The 21,416-nt window shown below is 36.1% G+C and carries 13 protein-coding genes; 6 read left to right on the top strand and 7 right to left on the bottom strand.

The window, feature by feature from the left end:
* Window positions 1-24: 24 nt before the first annotated feature.
* Together BXY75_RS11370 and BXY75_RS11365 are read right to left on the bottom strand one after the other, a co-directional pair.
* Window positions 25-3,705, bottom strand: a complete 3,681-nt coding sequence (locus BXY75_RS11370) for an outer membrane protein assembly factor (RefSeq protein WP_147437274.1) — start codon at window positions 3,703-3,705, stop codon at window positions 25-27.
* Between the two features lie 24 nt (window positions 3,706-3,729).
* The gene (locus tag BXY75_RS11365; RefSeq protein ID WP_121907872.1) at window positions 3,730-7,440 is read right to left on the bottom strand and encodes a metallophosphoesterase; all 3,711 of its coding nucleotides are present in this window, start codon (window positions 7,438-7,440) and stop codon (window positions 3,730-3,732) included.
* Window positions 7,441-7,545: 105 nt separating this feature from the next.
* Between BXY75_RS11365 and BXY75_RS11360 the strand changes: the two genes are divergently transcribed.
* A complete protein-coding gene (locus tag BXY75_RS11360; protein ID WP_121907871.1) occupies window positions 7,546-8,769 on the top strand; it encodes a Pycsar system effector family protein in 1,224 nt (407 codons plus the stop codon).
* Here the strand turns inward: BXY75_RS11360 and BXY75_RS11355 are convergent.
* Window positions 8,766-11,135, bottom strand: coding sequence for a GAF domain-containing protein (locus tag BXY75_RS11355; protein WP_121907870.1), 2,370 nt, complete (start codon window positions 11,133-11,135; stop codon window positions 8,766-8,768). The two genes, BXY75_RS11360 and BXY75_RS11355, sit on opposite strands and share 4 nt — an antisense overlap.
* A 140-nt stretch (window positions 11,136-11,275) precedes the next feature.
* Between BXY75_RS11355 and BXY75_RS11350 the strand changes: the two genes are divergently transcribed.
* On the top strand, window positions 11,276-12,388 hold the full coding sequence (locus BXY75_RS11350) for a TlpA disulfide reductase family protein (RefSeq protein WP_121907869.1): 1,113 nt from the start codon (window positions 11,276-11,278) through the stop codon (window positions 12,386-12,388).
* 1 nt (window position 12,389) lies between these two features.
* On the opposite strand, the gene BXY75_RS11345 is transcribed toward BXY75_RS11350, so the two are convergent.
* Both BXY75_RS11345 and BXY75_RS11340 read right to left on the bottom strand, forming a co-directional pair.
* Entirely contained in the window at window positions 12,390-13,070 is a 681-nt protein-coding gene (locus BXY75_RS11345; RefSeq protein ID WP_121907868.1) for an SIMPL domain-containing protein, read from the bottom strand.
* Between the two features lie 11 nt (window positions 13,071-13,081).
* Window positions 13,082-13,729, bottom strand: a complete 648-nt coding sequence (locus BXY75_RS11340) for a rhomboid family intramembrane serine protease (protein ID WP_121907867.1) — start codon at window positions 13,727-13,729, stop codon at window positions 13,082-13,084.
* A 116-nt stretch (window positions 13,730-13,845) separates the two neighbouring features.
* Here BXY75_RS11340 and BXY75_RS11335 point away from each other — a divergent pair, with 116 nt between their 5' ends.
* A complete protein-coding gene (locus BXY75_RS11335) occupies window positions 13,846-14,736 on the top strand; it encodes a lysophospholipid acyltransferase family protein (protein WP_121907866.1) in 891 nt (296 codons plus the stop codon).
* Here the strand turns inward: BXY75_RS11335 and BXY75_RS11330 are convergent, their stop codons facing one another.
* Together BXY75_RS11330 and glmM are read right to left on the bottom strand one after the other, a co-directional pair.
* A complete protein-coding gene (locus BXY75_RS11330) occupies window positions 14,737-16,227 on the bottom strand; it encodes an aminotransferase class V-fold PLP-dependent enzyme (protein WP_121907865.1) in 1,491 nt (496 codons plus the stop codon).
* Window positions 16,228-16,262: 35 nt separating this feature from the next.
* Window positions 16,263-17,651: a phosphoglucosamine mutase gene (gene glmM / locus BXY75_RS11325; RefSeq protein ID WP_121907864.1), complete on the bottom strand. Its 1,389-nt coding sequence runs from the start codon at window positions 17,649-17,651 to the stop codon at window positions 16,263-16,265.
* Between the two features lie 70 nt (window positions 17,652-17,721).
* On the opposite strand from glmM, the gene BXY75_RS11320 reads away from it, so the two are divergent.
* The 3 genes from BXY75_RS11320 to BXY75_RS11310 all read left to right on the top strand — a co-directional run bounded on the left by BXY75_RS11320 (window position 17,722) and on the right by BXY75_RS11310 (window position 21,369).
* The gene (locus BXY75_RS11320) at window positions 17,722-18,309 is read left to right on the top strand and encodes an acyl carrier protein phosphodiesterase (RefSeq protein WP_121907863.1); all 588 of its coding nucleotides are present in this window, start codon (window positions 17,722-17,724) and stop codon (window positions 18,307-18,309) included.
* Window positions 18,310-18,358: 49 nt separating this feature from the next.
* On the top strand, window positions 18,359-20,065 hold the full coding sequence (gene ggt / locus BXY75_RS11315; RefSeq protein WP_121907862.1) for a gamma-glutamyltransferase: 1,707 nt from the start codon (window positions 18,359-18,361) through the stop codon (window positions 20,063-20,065).
* 293 nt (window positions 20,066-20,358) lie between these two features.
* Window positions 20,359-21,369 carry a hypothetical protein gene (locus BXY75_RS11310; RefSeq protein WP_121907861.1) on the top strand — a complete coding sequence of 337 codons (1,011 nt, stop codon included), beginning with the start codon at window positions 20,359-20,361 and terminating at the stop codon, window positions 21,367-21,369.
* Window positions 21,370-21,416 lie beyond the last annotated feature (47 nt).

The raw sequence follows: 21,416 nt of genomic DNA, 5'->3' as shown, positions 1-21,416 counted from the left end.
TTTTTTTTACAATTTTTCCGAAGTCTAATAACTAAAGGCAAATCCAAAAGATAGCCTCGTTCCTTCCTCACTTACGAAAGAACTGAAATTTCCTTTTAATGCATCTGTCCAATTAACCAAGAATCCTCCACCATAAGAGTCGTGCCATATATCTGAAGTATCGCTTTCTACCCAAACGCGTCCAATATCGTAACCCCCGTAAACACTCAACCCAATTGGAAAAAAGAAGGTTTTTATCTTTTTAAAGTTATAGGCGATATTCGCATTACCCAACAAACTACTTGTTCCTGTAAATCGCTGATCTCTGTAACCGCGAAGTCCAGTATTTCCTCCAAGATTCGCTTGTTGGAAAAACTCGGGCGTATCACCAATGATAAATTTAGAAGCCAGGTGGGTATTTAAAACAAGGCGGTTGTTACTTAACAACGAATTATAAAACCCTACCGATGCATCTACAAATCCCGTGATGTTGCTATTTCCAAGGTTATCAATTCCTCCACCATTTATATTAAACTTCATCCCTTTGGAAGGGAATTCCTCCACATCGTAATTTTTGTATGTATAGCCTGCGTTTGGAATCAAAAAATAAGATCTATTTCCTACTTGCTTCGGAAGTGTCTGCAACACGAAATTATCACCATTTTTTACCAATTCGACTGAAGACACATCAAGTTTAAAATCGAAATAACTTCCATAGTCAGAAATACGCTGAAGGCCCATCCCGGCATGATACATCTCCATATTTACGCGATTATAGTCCAAACTTAATTGAGCGTCCGGGTTAGCAGTCTCATTTCCGAAGCCAAAGAAATTCTCTGTATAATTTTTAGACGTATAACGCGAAGTAACGACAAAGTTAAAGTCGGAGACAACGGCAGCAAAGTACTTATTTAAACGAAGATCCAGACCTTGTGTGAGAAATTGATATTCGGCGAAAATTTCAGTTTTGCTACTGTATGGATTAAGGATAAAATCGTTCTTTTCTTTTACAAATGAAGCTCTTATAAGAGTTCCGTCATCCGGATTAAAACCTACATCAACCCCCATATTACCGCCTCCTTTTCTAAACCGTTGATAGTCGTAATGATTGGCCTGATACAATTTGGTGAAGCGAAAATGTGCACCACCTTTCTCCTCAACTTTATTCTTTTGACCTCGGTTATCATACACTTTTATTTTACGTCCTTTCTCGATTTTATAGGTATCCTTACCCAGTCCACCAACAATCCGTATTAGGATAGGTTTATCTGGTTTTCCTTTAACCTCAAACACATCCTTATCGTCCAGACCATACAGCCAAATTTCTTCTGTTTTCTTACTATCAAAAGTCCTGTCGAATAATTCATCCCCTTTTTCACCATCTTTAATTCTATAGGCAGCGATACGAGTTAAACCATTGGGCATTCTGGTAATTTCAAAGAGATCATCTTTGTCGGTACCGGTTAGCATTTGAAATTTTGCAAATTGATCGCAATAGCGCTCTACAATGTTCACCAGATTGTTTTTTCGCAGAATTAGCTTCTTTTTTATTTCCTCTACGGAAGCATCCTGAACCTCTTTCGGCAACGCAGCAAAAGCCTTATCAATAATCTCCTCATCGATGGATTTTTGAAGATTTTTAGCTTGTTCAATCCATACACTTCTGTCACTCCGCTTAACCAGGGCTCTATCAAGTTTTGAACCCGCCTCATTAAACCATTTTACATCTACAATATCTTCTCCATAAACACCAAACTGATTTACTGCTCCCAGCATAGAACGTAAAACGTCGAGAAATGAACCATCAAAATTTGCGAATACCTGATCTCTATCTCTCGGAATTGGCACAAATACTTTCTTTCCGTCATCTTCTTCAAATTCAGCCCAACGCCACTGATCACTATGGCGATCCCAATCACCTATTAACATATCGAAAATACGAGCACGAATATAAGCTTCTTCATCAAGCGTATAATCCTCATCTTCTCGTAATTTCTCCAATAAATCGTCGGTGCTCTCAATATCGTCGGGATAACCAAAACTTTTTCTATTGGTATATTCATCGGAAGGCTTTTCAACGATCATATAAAGTTGATCTCCGTATTCCTCATTGTACTTCCCAAGGCGTGCTTGTTGAGGGATATAAAACAATTCTGGCGTGGTGTAAAACACGTTCGCTGCTTTCGCCAAGCCTGGTATTGCGAAAGCTCCATATGGATGTGCGGCTGTATAAAAATCTAAAATCAATTCTTCAGGAATAGTTCTTGAAAAATATTTTTCGCCATTTATACCTTTAAAAGCCGTTGTTTCGAGAAACTGAACCGCACTCTTTTTCAAAGCTCTCATATTGTATTCCTTGCCGTCACTGGTCTCTAATCGCAACGATTTTGTTTGATGCCCTCCGCCCGGACGTATTACTTCAAGTCCGCCATACAGGGTATCTAACACTCCGGTTCTAACTTTTACCTTTTTTCCATATACATCTCTGTAATGATTTCCCCAAAATGATCTAAAGAAATCCGATTTTTCAACTTTATCTAGTTCATAAACAGAAGCTTCGGTGTATTTAGGAAAGGACTTGGGTAAAGTATCGAGATTTAATATCGGCAGTGGCTTAAAGACTTCTTTCTGAAATATCATCTTTGCCTTGTCCTCTGTATCCAATCCGAAAAAGCGCACCCAGACACTACCATTTTCAAAAACATCCAGAATACTAAACCCTTTTTTACCATATGAAAACAGCCCGTTATCGCTAAGAGTAACCGGCTTGGTTTTTGAGCCTGCACCCGATACAATTTGTTTGACATTTCCTTGCTCAATATATTGTAAGTTTCGCTCATGTCCCGATACGACAACAATACGTTGATCATTCACATTTAACAGCACGTCTAGCTTCAGCATTAACTCATTATAACGTTTATTGAATCTATCTTGAATAGAAATTCCACCTTGAGATCTAACTTCGGCTACTAAGGTTCCTATTCCCGGTAGCGGCACATTCCCTTGAAGTGGGAAAATATGGTCTTTAAAAGCAAATTTTCCTCCGTGATAACCATTCGTAAACATTGGATGATGCATTGCAAAAACAATCGTTTTGTTTGCGTGCTGTTTTAGCTCACCTTCCAGTTCCAGGAACAGTTTTTCACGAGTTCTTATCTCGCATTTATCATTAATTTCAGGATGCAAATACCAATTTTCAATATACCATTGGCTATCAACCACAATTAACTGGACAGACTCGCTTATTTCGATACTTTCCAGCGGACAACCATTATTTGGAGTAAGTGCATTTTCTTTTTCTAATTTTTCATCCAAATAATCTTCAATGATTTCGAGTCCTTCCACCCCGTTGAAATCCCAGTCGTAATTTCCGGGAATAATAAAAGGATTGGCCTTCGTGTCTTTTATAACACCAATCGCATTGTCTAATTGTTGCTTAATTTTGGATTCATTTTTTTTACTTCCCCTCACATTATCACCAATAAATATGAGGTTTTTTGCTTCGGAAGTGTCAGAGAGCATGTATTTTTCCATTGCTGACAAGACTTTTCCTTTTTCTTCGGAAGGCTTCGCCGTATTGCCTACAATGAAAAATCTTTCAAATTTCATTTCCTCTGATGGATATGACGCATCCTTCAACTTTTCCGAAGTCATTATACGTCGTGTAGCACAAGAGCTAAATAAAATAAGAATGGTAAATATGTAAAAGAGTAATTTTATACGCATACAAGAATATTTGAAGATTTCATTTTAAAAATTAAAGCCAACACCAAAACTGTAACGAGTTCCTTCGTTCGAGTTAAAAGCACTAAATGTCCCGTTTAATCCTCCCTGACTATTTATCCATAACCCACCGCCTCGTGAATTATGCCATTTTTCAGAATCTCCACTAGGAGTCCAAACACGACCTAGATCCAAACCACCATAAATTCCTATCTGAACTGGAAATAGTTCAATCCTAAATTCATCAAAACTATATCGAATATCTGCACTTCCTGCCAGTGCAGATTTTCCCGTGAATCGCTCTTCCCTAAACCCTCTTAATCCGCTATTGGCTCCAGCATGCACACCCTGATAAAACTCAAATTTATTTCCGAAGTTAAAAGAAGATTGAACCTTAGATTTTAGTACTAATTTCTCGTTTTTTACCAAGGCATTATAAAATGTAACTTGAGAATTTAAATAACCAAATACCCGTTCCGGATTCGTAAAATTGTCGGTCAATCCTAATAAAAGATCAAAGGTCATACCTCGAGCAGGATTAGCTGGGTTATCGAAACTTCTATAGCTATATATTGCTTCTACAGATCCAAAAAACGAGGTGTCTTCAAGTTCAGTCTGCCCTTGAAATTGATACAGATTATTTCGTACTTCATTTAAGCGTATCGCATCGACTCTCGTTTGTAATTTAAAGTAACTACCAAAGCTTGAGTTTCGGAGTAATCCAAAATTGGCAGAATACGTTTGTAATTCCACGCGGTTGAAATCATATCCCAGCTCATCTTCAGGATTGAGAGTTTCATTTCCATAGCCAAAATAATTTACTGTATAATTGGGGCTGGTAACACGAGCTCCAATACTCAAGTTTAAATCTCCAATCGAATTCGCAAATTCCCCACTGTAGGTCAAATCAAAACTCGAAGTATCGAAATAATATCCGCCTGTAAGACTGTGATTTTTTGAAAACGGGTTTCTTTTAAAACTATTGATGGTATATAAGAATTGTATTCCTATTCTAAGTCCGTCATCAGGATTGTAACCAAAGGCAGGACCTAAGCGCTTACTATCATTGATTTGTCGTCTGTAATCGTACGTATTTAAACTGTAAATATCGGTGAAAATCAAACTGGCTTCATTATTTTCCTCAACGACACTTGGCTTACTATCGTAATCGTAGACCTTAACGCGTCGTCCATCTTTAATTCTATACGTATCCTTCTCCTGTCCTCCAATTAATCGAATATAGATAAGGTCACTATCTTTTCCATTGACTTCAAATACATCTTCACCGCCAAGCCCATATACCCAAATTTCTCTGGTTGTTGAATGATTATACGTGCGATCTGTAACCAAGTTTGCCTTTTCACCATCGACGAGCGTATAGGTTTTTATATTTGTAAAGCCATCAGGAAGACGTGTGATCTCAATAAAGTCATCTGTATCCGTACCTGTGACTGTTTGAAAATTTGCCAGTATATCGTAATATTTATTGGCAATTTCTACCAAGTTCTCCTTCCGTGCCTTTAAATTTTCAATTATTTTCTGAAGTTCCTCATCTCTAACTTCTTCGGGGATTGTATCAAATGCTTCATTGATTACCTCTGCAGTTAAACTCTCCTGGATACGTTTCGCAGCAAGTTGCCATTGTTCCCTACCGGATCTCTCCAGTAAAGCTCTATCCAAAATAATTCCTTCAGCATTAAACCAGTCAAGATCTGATATATCAGGACCGTAAATATGACTTTGTCTTGCACCACTAAATATGGAACGAGCCACATTCACTATGCTTCCATCAAAACTAGAGAATGCATCATCTCTGTCTCGGGGAATCGGGACATATACATTTTTACCAAAGCTGTTGTAAAATTCTGCCCAGCGCCAGTGATCACTCTCACGATCCCAGTCACCAATCAGCATATCAAAAAGTCTTGATCGAATATAATTTTCTTCATCGACTTGTATATCGCCATTCTTTCGAATTTTTGTAAGTATATCATCCGTAGTCTCTATATCGTCGGGATACTCAAATGTCTGTTCCCCTTCGCTCCTTTCGGTAGGATCGATCGAAATAAGATATAATTCGTCACCATAATTTTCATTATAATCACCTAATTGTTTTTGTTTTGGAACATAAAATAGCTGTGAGTTTGTATAGAAAATATCTACTGCTTGGGCCATTTTTGGTATGGCAAGTGTTGCGTATGGATGTGTTGCAGTGTAAAAATCTTCGTCATAATCAATTCGCTGAGGAAGTTGAGTCTGTTCATCAGGGTCGGTGTTTTCGCCTGTTTCATCCAGCACGATTTTTTCTGAAATTTTCAAGGAGTTCTTTCCTAGTGCTCGCATTCTGTATTCGTTACCTAAAGTATCTTTTAATCGCAAAGATCGAAACTCTTTTTGTCCACCTTCTCTAATCACGCTAAGACCCCCATATAAAGTATCCAGCTTCACTACTTTTGCGGTAACCGGTTTTGAAAACACTTCACGATAGCGTGCTCCCCATACCGATTCAAAGAAAAGAGATTTTGAAATGCTATCTTGTTTATAAATAGGTGCAACTATTGTTGGTTCGAAATCTTTTGGTAGCTTGGTTGTATTATAATTTACAACAGCGGGAAAGATTTCATTCTCATACAATAACTTAGGTTCAAAATTAGTGCCGGCTCCATAAAAACGAACCCAAGACGAACCATCTTTAAAGACGTCCATCACTGCAAAACCTTGTTTTCCAGTAGCAAACAAACCATCTTTTCCTAGAGATACACCACCACCTTTAGCCCCTGAACCGGAAACTATTTGTGTATGACCATCCTTCACTATATACTGTTGGGTGTGTTCATGTCCTGATACAAATACCAATCGGTCACTATTTCTCGTAACGTCGGCAAGACGATTCATTAAGTTATTGTACAATTCATTATACCTATCCTGCACAGAAACACCTCCTTGAGAACGAATTTGGACCACTAATGATGAAAGTACAGGTAAGGGTATGTTTTGTTGCGTTGGATACAGATGTTTGTTTAAGCTAAAATAACCACCATGAGTTCCATTTGTGAACATAGGATGGTGCATGGCAAATACAATAGTTTTATTTTGATGTTTTTCCAGCTCCGTTTGAATTTCTATAAATAATTTCTCGCGGGTTTTAATATCACAGTATTCATTAATTGTGGGATGTACATTCCAATCTTCCAAATACCACTGGCTATCGATTAAAATGAGTTGGATATTATCGGTTACTGAAATACTTTCAAGCGGGCAGCCCTTAGATGGCTTGAACACTTGTCGATCTTTAATTTTCGATTCAAAATATTGTTCTTCTCGACTCAATCCATGTAATCCTTCATTATACCAGTCATGGTTCCCCGGAATAAAATAAACTTTCCCATCGTAATCCTTCACAGCATTATATTGTGCATCCAGTCTATATTCGGATGCTGCCCGTTCAGGATGACCTTCGGGAGGCATACCAGCTGGATAGATATTGTCCCCTAGAAAAAGTGCATAATTCCCGGAAGTTTTCTGTGTCTTCATATAATTCTGAAGTACCTGCAAGCCTTCACTCATTCCGCCAACCGGAGAATACCCTGCGTCTCCAATTAAATAAAAGGTTTTTTCTAATTGCTTTTCAGAAGGATATACAGGTTTTTCATCAGGAAACAAATACTGATTCTCATAAGAAGCGCAGGCCGTGACTAAAACTGATAAAATAATAAAGAAACTTTTTTTTATAAACATGCGAAGAGTGATAATTATGCTACAAAGGTTATAATCGTGTTAATTTTTTTCAACGGAAATTTATGGAGTTTTTTTTTAGTAAATTGGTTTTATAATTCAAGAAATATGAATGACATTTTAAAAGAAACGGACGATTTTATACTTCAACTCTTTAAAGAGAAATTGCCCAACACTTTTGTTTATCACAATTACACCCATACTAAACGTGTATATAAAAGTATAAATGAAATCATTGAAGATTCACAAATTGATGTTAAAGATGCTACAATTCTAAGACTTGCTGCATTGCTGCATGATGCCGGCTACATTGAAACCCGCGAGGGACATGAGGAAGTAAGTGCGAGAATTGCAAAAGAATTTCTGGAATCTAAAGACGTTGCAAAAGACACTATAGAAGGTGTGATGAAATGTATTTTGGCGACTAAGTTCACCCGTGCTCCCGAAGATAAAATGGAGGAAATGATAAAAGATGCAGATTCTTCTCACTTCGGAAAAGATTACTTTGAGGAAGCAAGTGATTTTTTACGTCAGGAATTAAAATCTCAAGATGTAAAAAAGTATTCTCCAAGCGATTGGCGTGACGAAAACATAAAAGTTCTGGTAGAAAAACATCAGTTTTATAGTGAATATGCGCTTAAAAACTGGCAAAAACAGAAAGAAGAAAACCTTGTTGATTTACTGAAATCCAAGAAAAAGGAAAAAAAGAAGTTAAAAAAAGAAGACATCAAGGCTCAGTTAAAAATGAAGTATAAGGATGCAAGTCCAGATAGAGGAATACAGACGTTTTATCGAACAGCACTAAAAAATCATATTAAACTTAGTGATATCGCTGACACCAAGGCGAACATTCTACTTTCTGTAAATGCGATCATCATATCTGTGACGCTGGCTAACTTGTTTTCTAAATTTGATACTAACCCGTATTTAGTATGGCCTACAGCAGTTTTTGTACTTTCTAGTGCTGTGACAATGATACTTGCTGTGATTGCAACACGACCCAATGTTACCAGAGGTGAATTTACCAAGGAAGACGTTATTAATAAAAGTGTAAATCTAACTTTCTTTGGGAATTTCCATAAGATGGAACTTTCGGAATATCAATGGGCAATCGAAGAATTGCTCAAAGACAGAGATTACATTTATTCTTCAATGACAAAAGATTTGTACTTTCTAGGGAAAGTTTTAGATCGAAAATATAGAATACTAAGAGTAACTTATACCATTTTTGTCATTGGAACTGTACTTTCCATATTCGCGTTTGGGCTTTCATTTGGAATGGCAGATATTACGGTAGAAGAGGTTACTAAATTAGTAACGCCTGAAGTCTAATCATTTAACTGTGACAAAAGGTCATCATAGGTATAATACTTTTTGGACCTCTCCTCCCCTTTTGAATATAAAACGCTTACACGTATTGCTTTTAAACCGGTAACTCCCTGGAGATCTTCCAGTTCAACTATTTCAACATCTTTGTTTAAAATTTTCTGGTGCTGGAGGAAAGCGATGTATTTAAGATATTCAAGCTCGTCTTCCTTTTGAGAATAAATAATAGAAATCTTACCTGGCTGAGTAATTCTTTCTTCGGTCCCTTTAATATTGGCTTTATCGACTCTCTTTTTAACGACTTCATATCTTGCATTATAAGTTCCATCCACATCAAATCGTTTCTCATCCATTCGAAAACGTAGAGACAATGAGCTATTAAATGAGAGTATCATTGAAGCAGCATCTAACGGCACCGGTAATTCCTTTTTTATACGATAGAAATCATTCTCCATTTCGCACATAACTTGTAGCTGCCAAAGTCTAAGATTGTATAAATAAATTTTATGAAAAGTTTTATGTTTTGTAATGGCCTCGCCTATATACATATTATGCTCGACACCATCTGTTTTAAATCTTTCAAAGAAATGCGGATACATTTTCTGAGCATTGAGCTGCTTTGAATCAATTATAGCTGCCATTCGCTTGTTTATTAACATCACCGAATCGTCATAATTTTTACGGTGTTTATAAACCAGCCCTGTGTTTCGATCAATTAACTCATAATACTCTTCAACTAAATCCTCAAGTGCCTTGTTCTTTTTACCCAAATGATTAAATAGAGGAATGATTTCCTTCCGGATAAAAGTTAACACTTTTCTCTCGCTATCTACTGCCAAAACTTCCTGCAAATCTTTCAAATAAAGCTCAACTCTAAATATAATCTGATCGTAAATCGGTAATGGTTCAAGGTCAGCAATCTTTTTGACAATCAGTTTAATTTGCTCCATTTGAAGCAGGAGATCTTTAATGGTAGCGTCATTTCTCGCTTCAGAAGAACCTTTTATATCAATTTGGCCGTATAAGGGATATACATTTTCAAAAACGATTTCTTTAAAATAGGTCTGTTTTCCTTGTTCTCTGGCAATAAAATATCTTTTGGCCTCCGCATTAAATTTCCAGTGAACACTTGGATGTATTGCTGTACATTCTTCCTGAATAATCAATTCTAATTCATTCTCAAAATACTCTTTAGATCTTAAAATAGAATCAATTAAGAAAGGCATTACATCTTTTAATTTATTTGCGTTTACCGTGTTCAATTCATTCGTTACCGGGGACACTAATTCGAGAATACCCATTAGCTCATTTTTGGCAACAATGGCAGCAAATATTGCACTTCTTATACCTTGCTTTACTAATTTTTCGTATAATACATTATCTGGATATAACTTGTGGTATTTCTCTGCATCGGTAACTATATAGAGTTCATTTTTTCTAAAGAGAGTTTCATAAGAAGCTTCACAAAGTGCTTCTTTGCACGGCTGCTCGGTCTCTGCATTCAAAATATAACTCGGAACATTTTTACTGAATTCCTTTTCTAAAACTTCTTCTTCAATGTTAAAACCTGTAAATCCAATTTTTAATCCTTCAATATTAAAGATGGACCTAAAAATTCTTTCAAAATCTTCTGTCGATTTGTCCATTTGAGACTGCTTTTGCAACAAACTAGTCTTAAATTCTGAAATGGAGGCATCTTGCGTTACATCGAACATATTTGCAATAATAAACCCTTTAAATATCCAGCTTCCGGGTGGAAATTTTTCCTTCCAAATTTCGATATTATCAAAACTCTCTAATAATAAATCAAGATCTTCCTTTTTAATGTCCTCTGCTTTAGCCGTTTTTTCAATCGAAACAAAGTCGGCATTAAAGAGCACTTTATAATTTTTGGTCAATCCATTCGCACTTGGAATACTGTAATTGTAAGGTCGCCTAAAATCAATTTTATAACCATAGTAGAAATTTAAAATAAGGCTGCAACCCAATATGTAGTAACTATCTTTATCAAAATTATTAAGCTCCAAATCAAACTTCTTATCCGCAGTATTCATAATATTTTTAAAACGTTGAGTTGATTTAAAAATATGCTCATTAAAAGGAGTGGTCGCAACTTTTATTTCGTTTAGGGTTAATGCTTCGGAAAAAACATCTTCCAAAATAAAATCTATCTCTTCTTGATACTTTATAAAATCTGAATTCTTATAAATTCCAGATGTTAATTTAGGAAACTTTTCAGCTACCTCGAGAATTTTATGTGCTCGATCCTGTTGAAGTATAGAACCCCCATTTTGTAACGATCTATAATGATCGAACAACTTTTCAAAACTAATTTTGATCTTTAATGGAAAGTCCCCTGTTCCTGCTCTCATTTTACACTATTTAACTACTAAAATTAAACAATAATTACTTAGAATCCCTTTAGATTGGCAGAATTAACAATAAATTGAGATTTGCATTTTTTTTAAGAATGATAATGTAACTATTTTTGCCAAAATTAAAATTTATACTAATGAGACGAATATTTGCCGTATTACTTACATCGCTACTTATCTCCTGTAATTCTGAAACGAATACATTTTCAATAGATGGTGTTGCTGAAGGTTTTAATGATAACACAGAGTTACTGGTATACAGATTTGAAAATAGTCAATCTAAAGTAATTGATACAATAACTATTCAAGGTGGTAAATTCGCTGCCAAATTTCCTAAAAATGACGGCACTGTACTTCATTTTTTAGAAATCAAAGGTAATAACGCAAAACTTCCATACTTTCCGGAAACTGAAAACTTAAAGGTGGTTCTCTATAAAGATAGTCTTCAGGCCTCACATATAATTGGTGGTCGCCAAAATGAAATATATAATCAATATTCACAAAAACAGCGCCGATTTAACTCTACCAAGCAAGAGCATATGGCTCGTTATAAAATTGCTCAGAGTGAAGGAAATACAGCTTTAATTGGTCAAATTCAAAACGAAAGTAAAAATGTCTTTGATGAAGAATTAAAGTATAAAAAGGAGTTTATAGCATCAAATAACAATGCTATTTTTCCGCTTATGCTACTTTCTGAAATGATTATGAAAAAGGAAATATCTTCTTCCGAAGCATCCGAAATTCTTAACAATCTTTCTCCTAAATACGCCGATGTCCAGATAGCAAAAGATATCAAGCAATCTATTGCAAGTATGTCTAAAACTGATATTGGTGGAATGGCACCGGAATTTAGTGCTCCCACTCCTGAAGGAAACATGCTATCGCTAAAAGAAACTCTTGGTAAATATACTATAATCGACTTTTGGGCTTCATGGTGCCGTCCGTGCCGAATGGAAAATCCCAATGTAGTAAGAGTATACGAAAAGTATCATGACAAAGGTCTAAATATTATAAGTGTGTCTCTTGACAAGGACACGCAGAAAGATCGTTGGATTAAGGCCATAAGCGATGATAACATGGACTGGTATCATGTATCTAACTTACAATTCTGGCAAGATCCTATTGCCAAAATGTATGGTGTACGTTCTATTCCTGCGACCTTTCTATTGGATGAAGAAGGTAAGATTATTGGCAAAAACCTTCGTGGAGCTGCATTAGAATCTAAAATTGCATCCTTAATGGGTCAATAAATCAATTCAGTAAGAAGCTTACATTTACATTCACACGGATTTCCATTTCTCCGGGAGCAATCACTTGATTTCCTCCGGAAGAATCACTTTCCATTGCCATTGTGCGGTACATAGGTTGCGGGTTATTGTTAACTCGGTATTCACTAATTGAAACTGCCTTTCCAATACTCTGATCCAATACAGAAGCATATTCTGAAGCCTTCATTTTCGCATCGGCTACAGCGTTTTTACGAGCTTCAGATTCAAGGGCTTTATTATTGGAAGATGAGAAAGAAATTCCATCGATTCGATTAATTCCACTTGCCATTAAACCATTCATAAGCGATTCGTATTTTCCAAGATCTCTAAGCTTAATACCAATTGACTGATTCGCAGCATAGTTGTAGGTTTTCGTATTATAATCGTAATTTTTGCTCAGCCTAATGTATTCAGATTGAACATCTTTATCGGCAATTCCCAAACGCTTTACGGTATTTAAAACATCATTGATTGCTCTATCATTTTCAGCTTTAATCATTTTTACATCCTTCCCTGTATTTTCTACCCTTACATTTATCGTAACTTCATCTGGAGTCACTCGTACTATTCCTTCTCCGGTAACGTCGACAGTTGGTTGTGGGTTATTTTGTGCCATGATAATTGTAGTTATTAAAAGCATTAAAACTGTTTGTATTCTTTTCATAATTCAAAGTATTAAATTTTTCCTAGTTTGTGTAAAATAAAGAGTAGAACAATTGGGAATGCCAATACTAACACGATCCATAAACTGTTTTGTAATAAGTCCGGAGCAAAGACAATAGTAAGCACATAACCTGCTATTGCTCCTCCTAAATGCGCATCATGGCCAATATTTCCAACTTTATTTTTCATTCCATAGATCGAATACAACAAATATGCCAATCCGAATAACCATGCTGGAATTGGAAGCATAAAAAACAAATACAAATTCTGATCCGGAATAAACAATATGGCTGCATACAATATCCCCATCACTGCGCCACTGGCCCCTACGGCACTATAATGATATTCTTCTTTGTGAAAGTAAAATGATAAGAGGTTACCTACCAATAGACTCGCGAGATAAAGCAACACAAATAATGCAACACCTAATTCATCAATAACGACACCCGCAAAGAAATATAGTGTCAACATATTAAATAGTAAGTGATTAAAATCGGCATGTAAAAACGCGGAAGAGAACATCCGTATCTGTTCACCTCTACGTATTCCGGCAATGTTAAATTTGTACTTTTCGAAAAAGGCGTAATCCTTAAAACCCTTTAAAGAAATAATTACATTTGCTGCAATAATTATCAAAGTGGCTATATCAATATTTTGCATTTAGCTTTAATAGTTAAGTTTGTTACTGAGATCAATATTCAAATTATTTTTTCTGAATACATCTTGATTATGTTCATCACTTATCAAAAATACTTAGTTTTGCGATAAATTTACCTATGCAACTAGTAGTTTATATTTTAGTCTATCCCATTTTATGGTTCATCTCATTATATCCCATGAGATTGCTGTATTTCTCTTCGGATGTGACCTGCTTTTTTATCCATAAGGTATTTGGATATCGTAAAAAAACGGTGCGTGAAAACCTAAATCTAGTATTTCCCGATAAATCTGAAGCTGAAAAGAAGGAGATTGAAAATAAATTCTATCACCATCTTTGTGATATGATTTTTGAAACGATTAAATCTCTTTCAATATCTGAACAAGAACTATTAAAGCGATTTAAGCCCACAAATATTGATGAAGTTCATAGCGTCATCAATCAAAATAAAAGCATCGTGCTTATGATGGCTCATTATGGGAGTTGGGAATGGATTTTTGTTCTTCAGAAGTATGTAGATATTAAAACCCACGCGATTTATAAACGTATAGAAAATAAATATTTCGATCGCATGGTAAAGCGAATTCGCGCGAAATACAACAGTTTCTTAATTACTACTAAGGAAACTGTGCCAGTACTGCAAGAATCTAAAGAGAAAGGGGAATTAACCCTGAACGGCTTTGTTTCAGATCAATCCCCTAAAATTAGAAGTGCACACCATTGGCAAGAATTCTTTAAAATAAAAGTACCAGCATATACTGGTGCCGAAATGATGGCTAAAAAATTGGATATGGCAGTGATGTTTGTTGCCATAAAAAAAATTAAACGAGGCTATTATGAGGCTACCTTTAAAACAATTACATTAAACCCGAAAGAATATAAAGATTACGAGATAACAGATATTTTCTTAAAGCTAGTAGAAGAACAAATAAAAGAAGCTCCAGAATTTTATTTATGGACGCATAAAAGATGGAAGCATCGTAATAGTGTCCCTCCCGAATTTCAATAATTAAAACTCGAACCAGGAATCCTTCATAACTTTCGATGGATGTGATACTTCGGAAAGATGTTGAAACTTATTATTTAGAAAAACATAATCCTTTTTCCATTCTTCAAAGTTATCTGCCAAAGCAATCAAACTATCGCATACAAACTCCATTTCAGAATTAGTGGTAGTTGGATGAATAGAAAGGCGTACCCAACCCGGTTTATAATCACAGGTTCCGGATTCCACTTTGCTCACTATTTCTTTGGATTTATCTTCATCGATCCCCAATAAATAATGACCATAAGTCCCGGCACAACTACAACCACCTCTTGATTGTATACCAAAACGGTCGTTTAAGATCTTTACTACAAGGTTATAATGGAGACTTCCTACATTTAAAGCAATTACACCAAGTCTATGTTCATGTTCTGAGGCTAATATGGAAATGTTTGAATGTGACTTCATGCGCTTAAAAAAATAAGACATTAGCTCCTTTTCACGTTTAAGAATATTAGAAATTCCCATCTTTTCCTTGAGATTCATCACAAGTGAAGCTCTAATGACCTGAAGAAAACCTGGTGTTCCACCATCTTCTCGTTCCTCGATGTCCTTGATATACTGATGCCCACCCCAAGGGTTAGTCCAAGTTACCGTGCCCCCTCCTGGACAATCAGGAATCAAATTTTTGTATAGCTTTTTATTGAAAATCAAAATACCACTACTCCCCGGTCCTCCTAAAAATTTGTGTGGAGATACAAAAATAGCGTCCAGATAAGAGTCAGAATTATCCGGGTGCATGTCTATTTGAATATATGGAGCAGAACAAGCAAAATCCACAAAACACAAACCATCATTTTGATGCATTAATTGAGCAACTTCCTGATATGGCAAGGTAATTCCGGTAACATTCGAACAACTCGTAATCGATGCTATTTTTAGCTTATTAGATTTATATTTCTCCAGTAAAATTTTAAGATTGTTTAAACAAAAGAGTCCTTTTTCGTCACAAGGTATAACGACTACTTTTGCAATTGTTTCCAACCACGAAGTTTGGTTGCTATGATGCTCCATATGTGATACAAATACCACAGGACGATCACTTTCTTCAATTGAAACAAAGTCTCTTAGCCTTTCCGGAACTTTTAATCCAAGGATGCGCTGAAACTTATTTATTGCACCAGTCATCCCGGTTCCGGTAGCGATCAACACGTCATTTTCGTTGGCGTTAACGTGCTTTTTGATAATCCTTCTTGCTTCTCGATAAGCAAGTGTCATTGTCGTACCGGTTACTGAAGTTTCGGTATGTGTATTGGCAACAAAAGGTCCAAAAACCGATGCCATTCGCTCTTCAATGGGACCGTATAACCTTCCGCTGGCTGTCCAATCGGTATAAACAATTTTCTTTCTACCGTACGGTGAATTAAAGTGTTGATCAATACCGATAATTTCTTGTCGGAAAGAATTAAAATATAGCTCTAATTCGGTTTTTTTAGATTGGGTTAAAAAAGACATCTATCTGAATTTGAATCCCGTAAATGTAATAAAACTTATAGATTCGCTATAGATTTTATTTCATTAATAAATCTGTCTGCCAACAAATCTGCCTCATTTTGAGTTAAGGCTTCAGTGTAAATTCTAATAATTGGCTCTGTATTAGACTTTCTTAAATGCACCCAATTTTTTTCAAAATCGATCTTTACTCCATCGAGCGTATTGATCTCTTCGGAAGCATATTTCGCCTCCATTGCCTTCAGAATAGCATCTACGTCAATTTGTGGAGTTAAAGCGATTTTCTTCTTACTCATATAATAGGAAGGATACTCTTTCCGAAGCTCGCTAACTGTAATTTTACGTTCTGCCAAATAAGTTAAAAATAACGCTATACCTACAAGGCTGTCCCGTCCATAATGTAATTCAGGATAAATAATCCCACCATTTCCTTCACCGCCTATAATCGCATTTGTGTCCTTCATTTGTTGTACCACATTTACTTCGCCAACAGCACTGGCGGTATATGTTCCTCCATGGCGATTTGTCACATCACGTAATGCTCGCGATGAAGACATATTTGACACCGTAGTTCCAGGAGTATGCTGTAGTACATAATCTGCTACTGCCACTAAGGTATACTCCTCACCGAACATCTCCCCTTTTTCATCTACAAAAGCCAATCGATCGACATCCGGATCGACAACCAATCCAAAGTCTGCTCTCTCTTTAACCACCAATTTCATTAGATCGCCAAGGTGTTCTTTTAAAGGTTCCGGGTTATGAGGAAATTCTCCGTTTGGTTCACAGTATAATTTAACAGGATGTACACCAAGTGCTTCAAGGAGTAAAGGAACGGCAATCCCTCCGGTAGAATTGACCGCATCTACAACTACTTTGAATTTTGCTTTTCTAATCGCATCTGCATTCACTAATGGCAAATCCAGAATCTCATCAATATGTAAATCTATATAAGCATCATTTATCGATATCTCTCCTAAATCATCAACTTCTGCAAAAGTGATTTCACCTTTTTCTGCGATATCAAGAATTTGTTGACCTGCTTCGGAATTTAAAAATTCACCTTTATTATTCAACAATTTTAATGCATTCCATTGCTTCGGATTGTGACTCGCTGTTAATATGATTCCTCCATCTGCATGTTCTAATGCCACGGCAACTTCAACTGTAGGTGTTGTTGATAAACCAAGATCGATTACATGAATTCCCATTCCAACAAGAGTCTGCATCACTAATTGTTGAACCATATGTCCTGAAATACGCGCATCTCTTCCAACAACAACTCTATAATTTTCCTTATTCCTTTGTTGTTTGATCCATGTTCCATAAGCGGCCGCATACTTTACAGCGTCAATTGGAGTTAAATTATCCCCTTGATTTCCACCTATAGTACCTCGTATTCCCGAAATCGATTTTATTAATGTCATACTCTTATTTTTTTTGCAAAGATACTTTTTTATAAGACAATTCTTCGGCACGTTTTTGTAAATTGACCCAATGAATTTTCTAGCTCACATTTATCTCTCAGGTGAAAACGAGGGAATCACGATTGGTAATTTTATCGCCGATGGGATTAAAGGTAAAAAGTATCAAAAATACCCTTCAGAAATCCAAAAAGGGATATTGCTACACAGAGCCATAGATAGTTATACAGATCAGCATCCAACCGTTCGAAAAAGCACAGCACGTTTGCATGAGAACTACAGTCATTATAGTGGCGTTATTGTTGACATATTATATGATCATTATCTGGCTAAAAACTGGAATAAATATCATCCTACACCCTTAGCCAACTATGTTGCAGATTTCTATGAATTGCTTCGGAACAACTTCGAAATTCTTCCAAGCCGAATACAAAGAATGATGCCCTATATGATGTCCGATAATTGGTTATTGAGCTATGCAACTATACCCGGAATTAGTAAAATACTAGATCAAATGAATGTAAGAACGAAAGGGATTTCAAAAATGAACTTTGCCGTAATGGAATTAGAAGAATATTATGTCGAATTTGAAAACGAATTCACTTCTTTTTTCGCTGAATTGATTATCTTTTCTGAAAATAAATTGAAAGAGTTATCATAATATTAGTTTCACAATGCCCTACAAACTGATAGTCATTAACTTAACATATATGCGTTATATAATTTTCTTCATTACTACCGTACTTTTTCTGTCATGCAATGAAAAAACAGTTACACCAACTGAAGCCAACCTATTACCAGAAATTGGATTAATTACCGATAAAGCAATGGTGGTATCTGCCAGATCTGAAGCTTCAAAAATAGGAAAGGACATAATGCTTAAAGGTGGAAACGCTTTCGACGCTATGATTGCAACCGAAATGGCGCTGGCCGTTTGCTATCCCTATGCGGGGAATCTTGGAGGTGGTGGATTTATCGTCTACCGAACGCAATATGGAGAAACGGGTTCTTTGGATTATAGAGAAAAAGCACCCTTATCTGCAAATCGTGATATGTATCTAGACGAAAATGGCGTGTATTTATCCGAAAAAAGTAAAAAAGGCGGCTTGGCCGTTGGAGTGCCGGGAACTATTGCAGGAATATTTACAGTGCATGAGAAATTTGGTAGTTTACCGATCGAAGAAATATTAGCACCCGTAATTCAATTAGCAGAAAGAGGGTTTATTATTACAGAAAAGCAAGCGGCTCAATTTCTCGAATACAGGGCAGAAATTGAAGAAGTAAATGGAGAACCATCAATATTCACTGAGGTATACAAGAAGGGTGATACTCTTAAAAATAAGGCTTTGGCGAGAACCTTGAGAAACATCTCTTCCAATGGTAGATCTGAATTTTACAAAGGAGAAACAGCTAAAAAACTAATTGAATTCATGGCGTCAAAAGGTGGAATCATGACCCTTCACGATTTGGAAGCTTATGAAACCGAATGGCGGGAACCTATTCAGTTTGATTACAAAGATCTTAAAGTAATATCAATGCCACCGCCTTCCAGTGGAGGTATTTGTCTTGCGCAAATCATGAAGATGATCGAGCCCTTCCCTATTTCTGAATACGGTCATAACACTGTCAAGTCTATTCAACTTATTACAGAGGCAGAAAGGCGTGCTTACGCAGATCGGAGTTATTTCCTGGGCGACCCTGATTTTGTTGAGATCCCGATTGACTCCTTATTAAGTGATTCGTACATTAAAATGAGAATGTCCGACTTTTCTTTTGACGAAGTCACCTCTTCAGAAACAATAGGTTATGGCAAGATAACAGGATATGAAAGTAGCGAGACTACACATTATTCTATTGTTGACCCCTTCGGAAATGCTATTTCCGCAACTACTACATTAAATTCGGGATTTGGCTCAAAGTTATATTCGAAAGAACTCGGGTTTTTTCTGAATAACGAAATGGATGATTTTAGCGCCAAACCTGGAGAACCTAATATTTATGGATTGGTGGGGGGCGAAGCTAATGCGATTGCGCCATCCAAGAGGATGCTAAGTTCTATGACTCCCACTATTATTGAAAAAGATGGAAAACTCTGGATGGTGGTTGGCACTCCCGGAGGTGCCACGATTATAACTTCAGTGTTACAATCAATTTTGAACGTTAGGGAATTTGGTATGAATATGCAACAAGCGGTAAATGTTCCGAGATTTCATCATCAATGGTTACCAGACGCTATTCGATATGAACACGGAAAATTTCCAGAATCGTTAATTCGCACATTGGAAGAAAAAGGATATCCGCATAACACAGAAACAGATCCAATTATAGGAAAAGTTGATGCAATTTTAATCCTTCCAGATGGAAAACTTGAGGGTGGTGCAGACCATAGAGGAGATGATTCTGCGGCTGGTTTTTAGGTTTAATATTCTGAAAACAACCCGTTTAACGAATATCTATGACAGTATAACGATTTGTAGGTAAAATACTACTTTTTGTAAGAAAAAAAACTAAATTTGAACATGACGCATGAAGAAATAACATAAATAAATTAGAATTATAATAAAAGTTATTGGGGTAAAACTTGGGGAAAAGTAGCACTTTATATCATTCTGGATAAGTAGATTGCATACCGGATAAAACTTAGTAGTTAAAATCAACCTGCTCAATGGTTCATTTGAGCGATACCCTTTTTTGCCTTTTTCGAAATATAATGAAGAAAAAATCTATACATAAGGATTTGTTAACATTAATACCACTCATTTGCAGTGGTGTCCTTTGTATTGTATTAATTGTATTGTTGTGGAACAAACTTGACAATGACCCGGAATTTATTAAGCAACTGGCCAAATTTACAATCTACTTTATAAGTATCAATGGTTTTATTTCGACTATCCTATTATTATATTTATTGGCGAATGGCGTTAATCTCGCAGAAAACCGTAATAACTCCATAGAGCACAACAAGGTGTCTCAAAAGATGTCGAATTTCCAGGAAATTATCGAACTCTTACTTCAATCCGATATATGGGCTTCAGGCTTAAAGGAATATATCGATGATGAGTTTGAAGGACTCACCTTTTTTGAAGTAAAAGAATTCTACAAAGGAAAGTCAAAACTGGCGATCGAATTTCTTCAGGAGGATCAGAATTTCCTAGAAACCGAAAACCTTTATTTGGAATTAAAATCTCTGATGATGGTAAATCCGAAGGATAAAAAAACCATCGCACGCCCTAACAGTGGTCGTGCTTACGGAAGAGAAATAGTAGAAAAATGGTTCCTTCATAAATGTGGCTCGGGTCTATGGTATTATTTTGGTTATAATTTTGGTGCCTTCAAAAAGGCATTAGATTTAAGTAAAATTCCTGATAATCACGCTGAGAGAATTGTACTATTAGCTGTTCAGATAGACAAAGACGTCTTCGAAGATTCATCATTTAATGAAATATTTTTGGCCAAATTAGGTGATTATATGAATAAAATGGTCATTCCTAATCTGTATCAAATTGTGGACTCTTCCGCATCGAACACATCACCGCTAACACGTTATTTAAAAACAATTTTTATACTGTTTGCCAGTTTTGGTGTGATACTTCCGCTTGCTTTCCATATTTTCAAATTACCAACTCAGGTAATTGCAATATGTCTGGGAATTATCATTGGTGTGCTATTTTATATAGCGACCAGTTTTTATCAGTTTCTAGATGGAGATAACGACTCTTAAGTTCTTCTGCGACTCCTTCGAAAATTTTATGTTTCCGAATGGCTTCC

Origin of the sequence: Ulvibacter antarcticus (assembly GCF_003688405.1) — a bacterium.
Lineage (GTDB): Bacteria > Bacteroidota > Bacteroidia > Flavobacteriales > Flavobacteriaceae > Ulvibacter > Ulvibacter antarcticus.
The sequence above is the reverse complement of the archived record's forward strand: the minus strand, read 5'-3'. Positions and strand labels throughout refer to the sequence as shown.

Coding starts and splice junctions, on each gene's coding strand:
- BXY75_RS11370 (WP_147437274.1), bottom strand. CDS start 3,705: ATGCGTATAAAATTACTCTTTTACATATTTACCATTCTTATTTTATTT.
- BXY75_RS11365 (WP_121907872.1), bottom strand. CDS start 7,440: ATGTTTATAAAAAAAAGTTTCTTTATTATTTTATCAGTTTTAGTCACG.
- BXY75_RS11360 (WP_121907871.1), top strand. CDS start 7,546: ATGAATGACATTTTAAAAGAAACGGACGATTTTATACTTCAACTCTTT.
- BXY75_RS11355 (WP_121907870.1), bottom strand. CDS start 11,135: ATGAGAGCAGGAACAGGGGACTTTCCATTAAAGATCAAAATTAGTTTT.
- BXY75_RS11350 (WP_121907869.1), top strand. CDS start 11,276: ATGAGACGAATATTTGCCGTATTACTTACATCGCTACTTATCTCCTGT.
- BXY75_RS11345 (WP_121907868.1), bottom strand. CDS start 13,070: ATGAAAAGAATACAAACAGTTTTAATGCTTTTAATAACTACAATTATC.
- BXY75_RS11340 (WP_121907867.1), bottom strand. CDS start 13,729: ATGCAAAATATTGATATAGCCACTTTGATAATTATTGCAGCAAATGTA.
- BXY75_RS11335 (WP_121907866.1), top strand. CDS start 13,846: ATGCAACTAGTAGTTTATATTTTAGTCTATCCCATTTTATGGTTCATC.
- BXY75_RS11330 (WP_121907865.1), bottom strand. CDS start 16,227: ATGTCTTTTTTAACCCAATCTAAAAAAACCGAATTAGAGCTATATTTT.
- glmM (WP_121907864.1), bottom strand. CDS start 17,651: ATGACATTAATAAAATCGATTTCGGGAATACGAGGTACTATAGGTGGA.
- BXY75_RS11320 (WP_121907863.1), top strand. CDS start 17,722: ATGAATTTTCTAGCTCACATTTATCTCTCAGGTGAAAACGAGGGAATC.
- ggt (WP_121907862.1), top strand. CDS start 18,359: ATGCGTTATATAATTTTCTTCATTACTACCGTACTTTTTCTGTCATGC.
- BXY75_RS11310 (WP_121907861.1), top strand. CDS start 20,359: ATGAAGAAAAAATCTATACATAAGGATTTGTTAACATTAATACCACTC.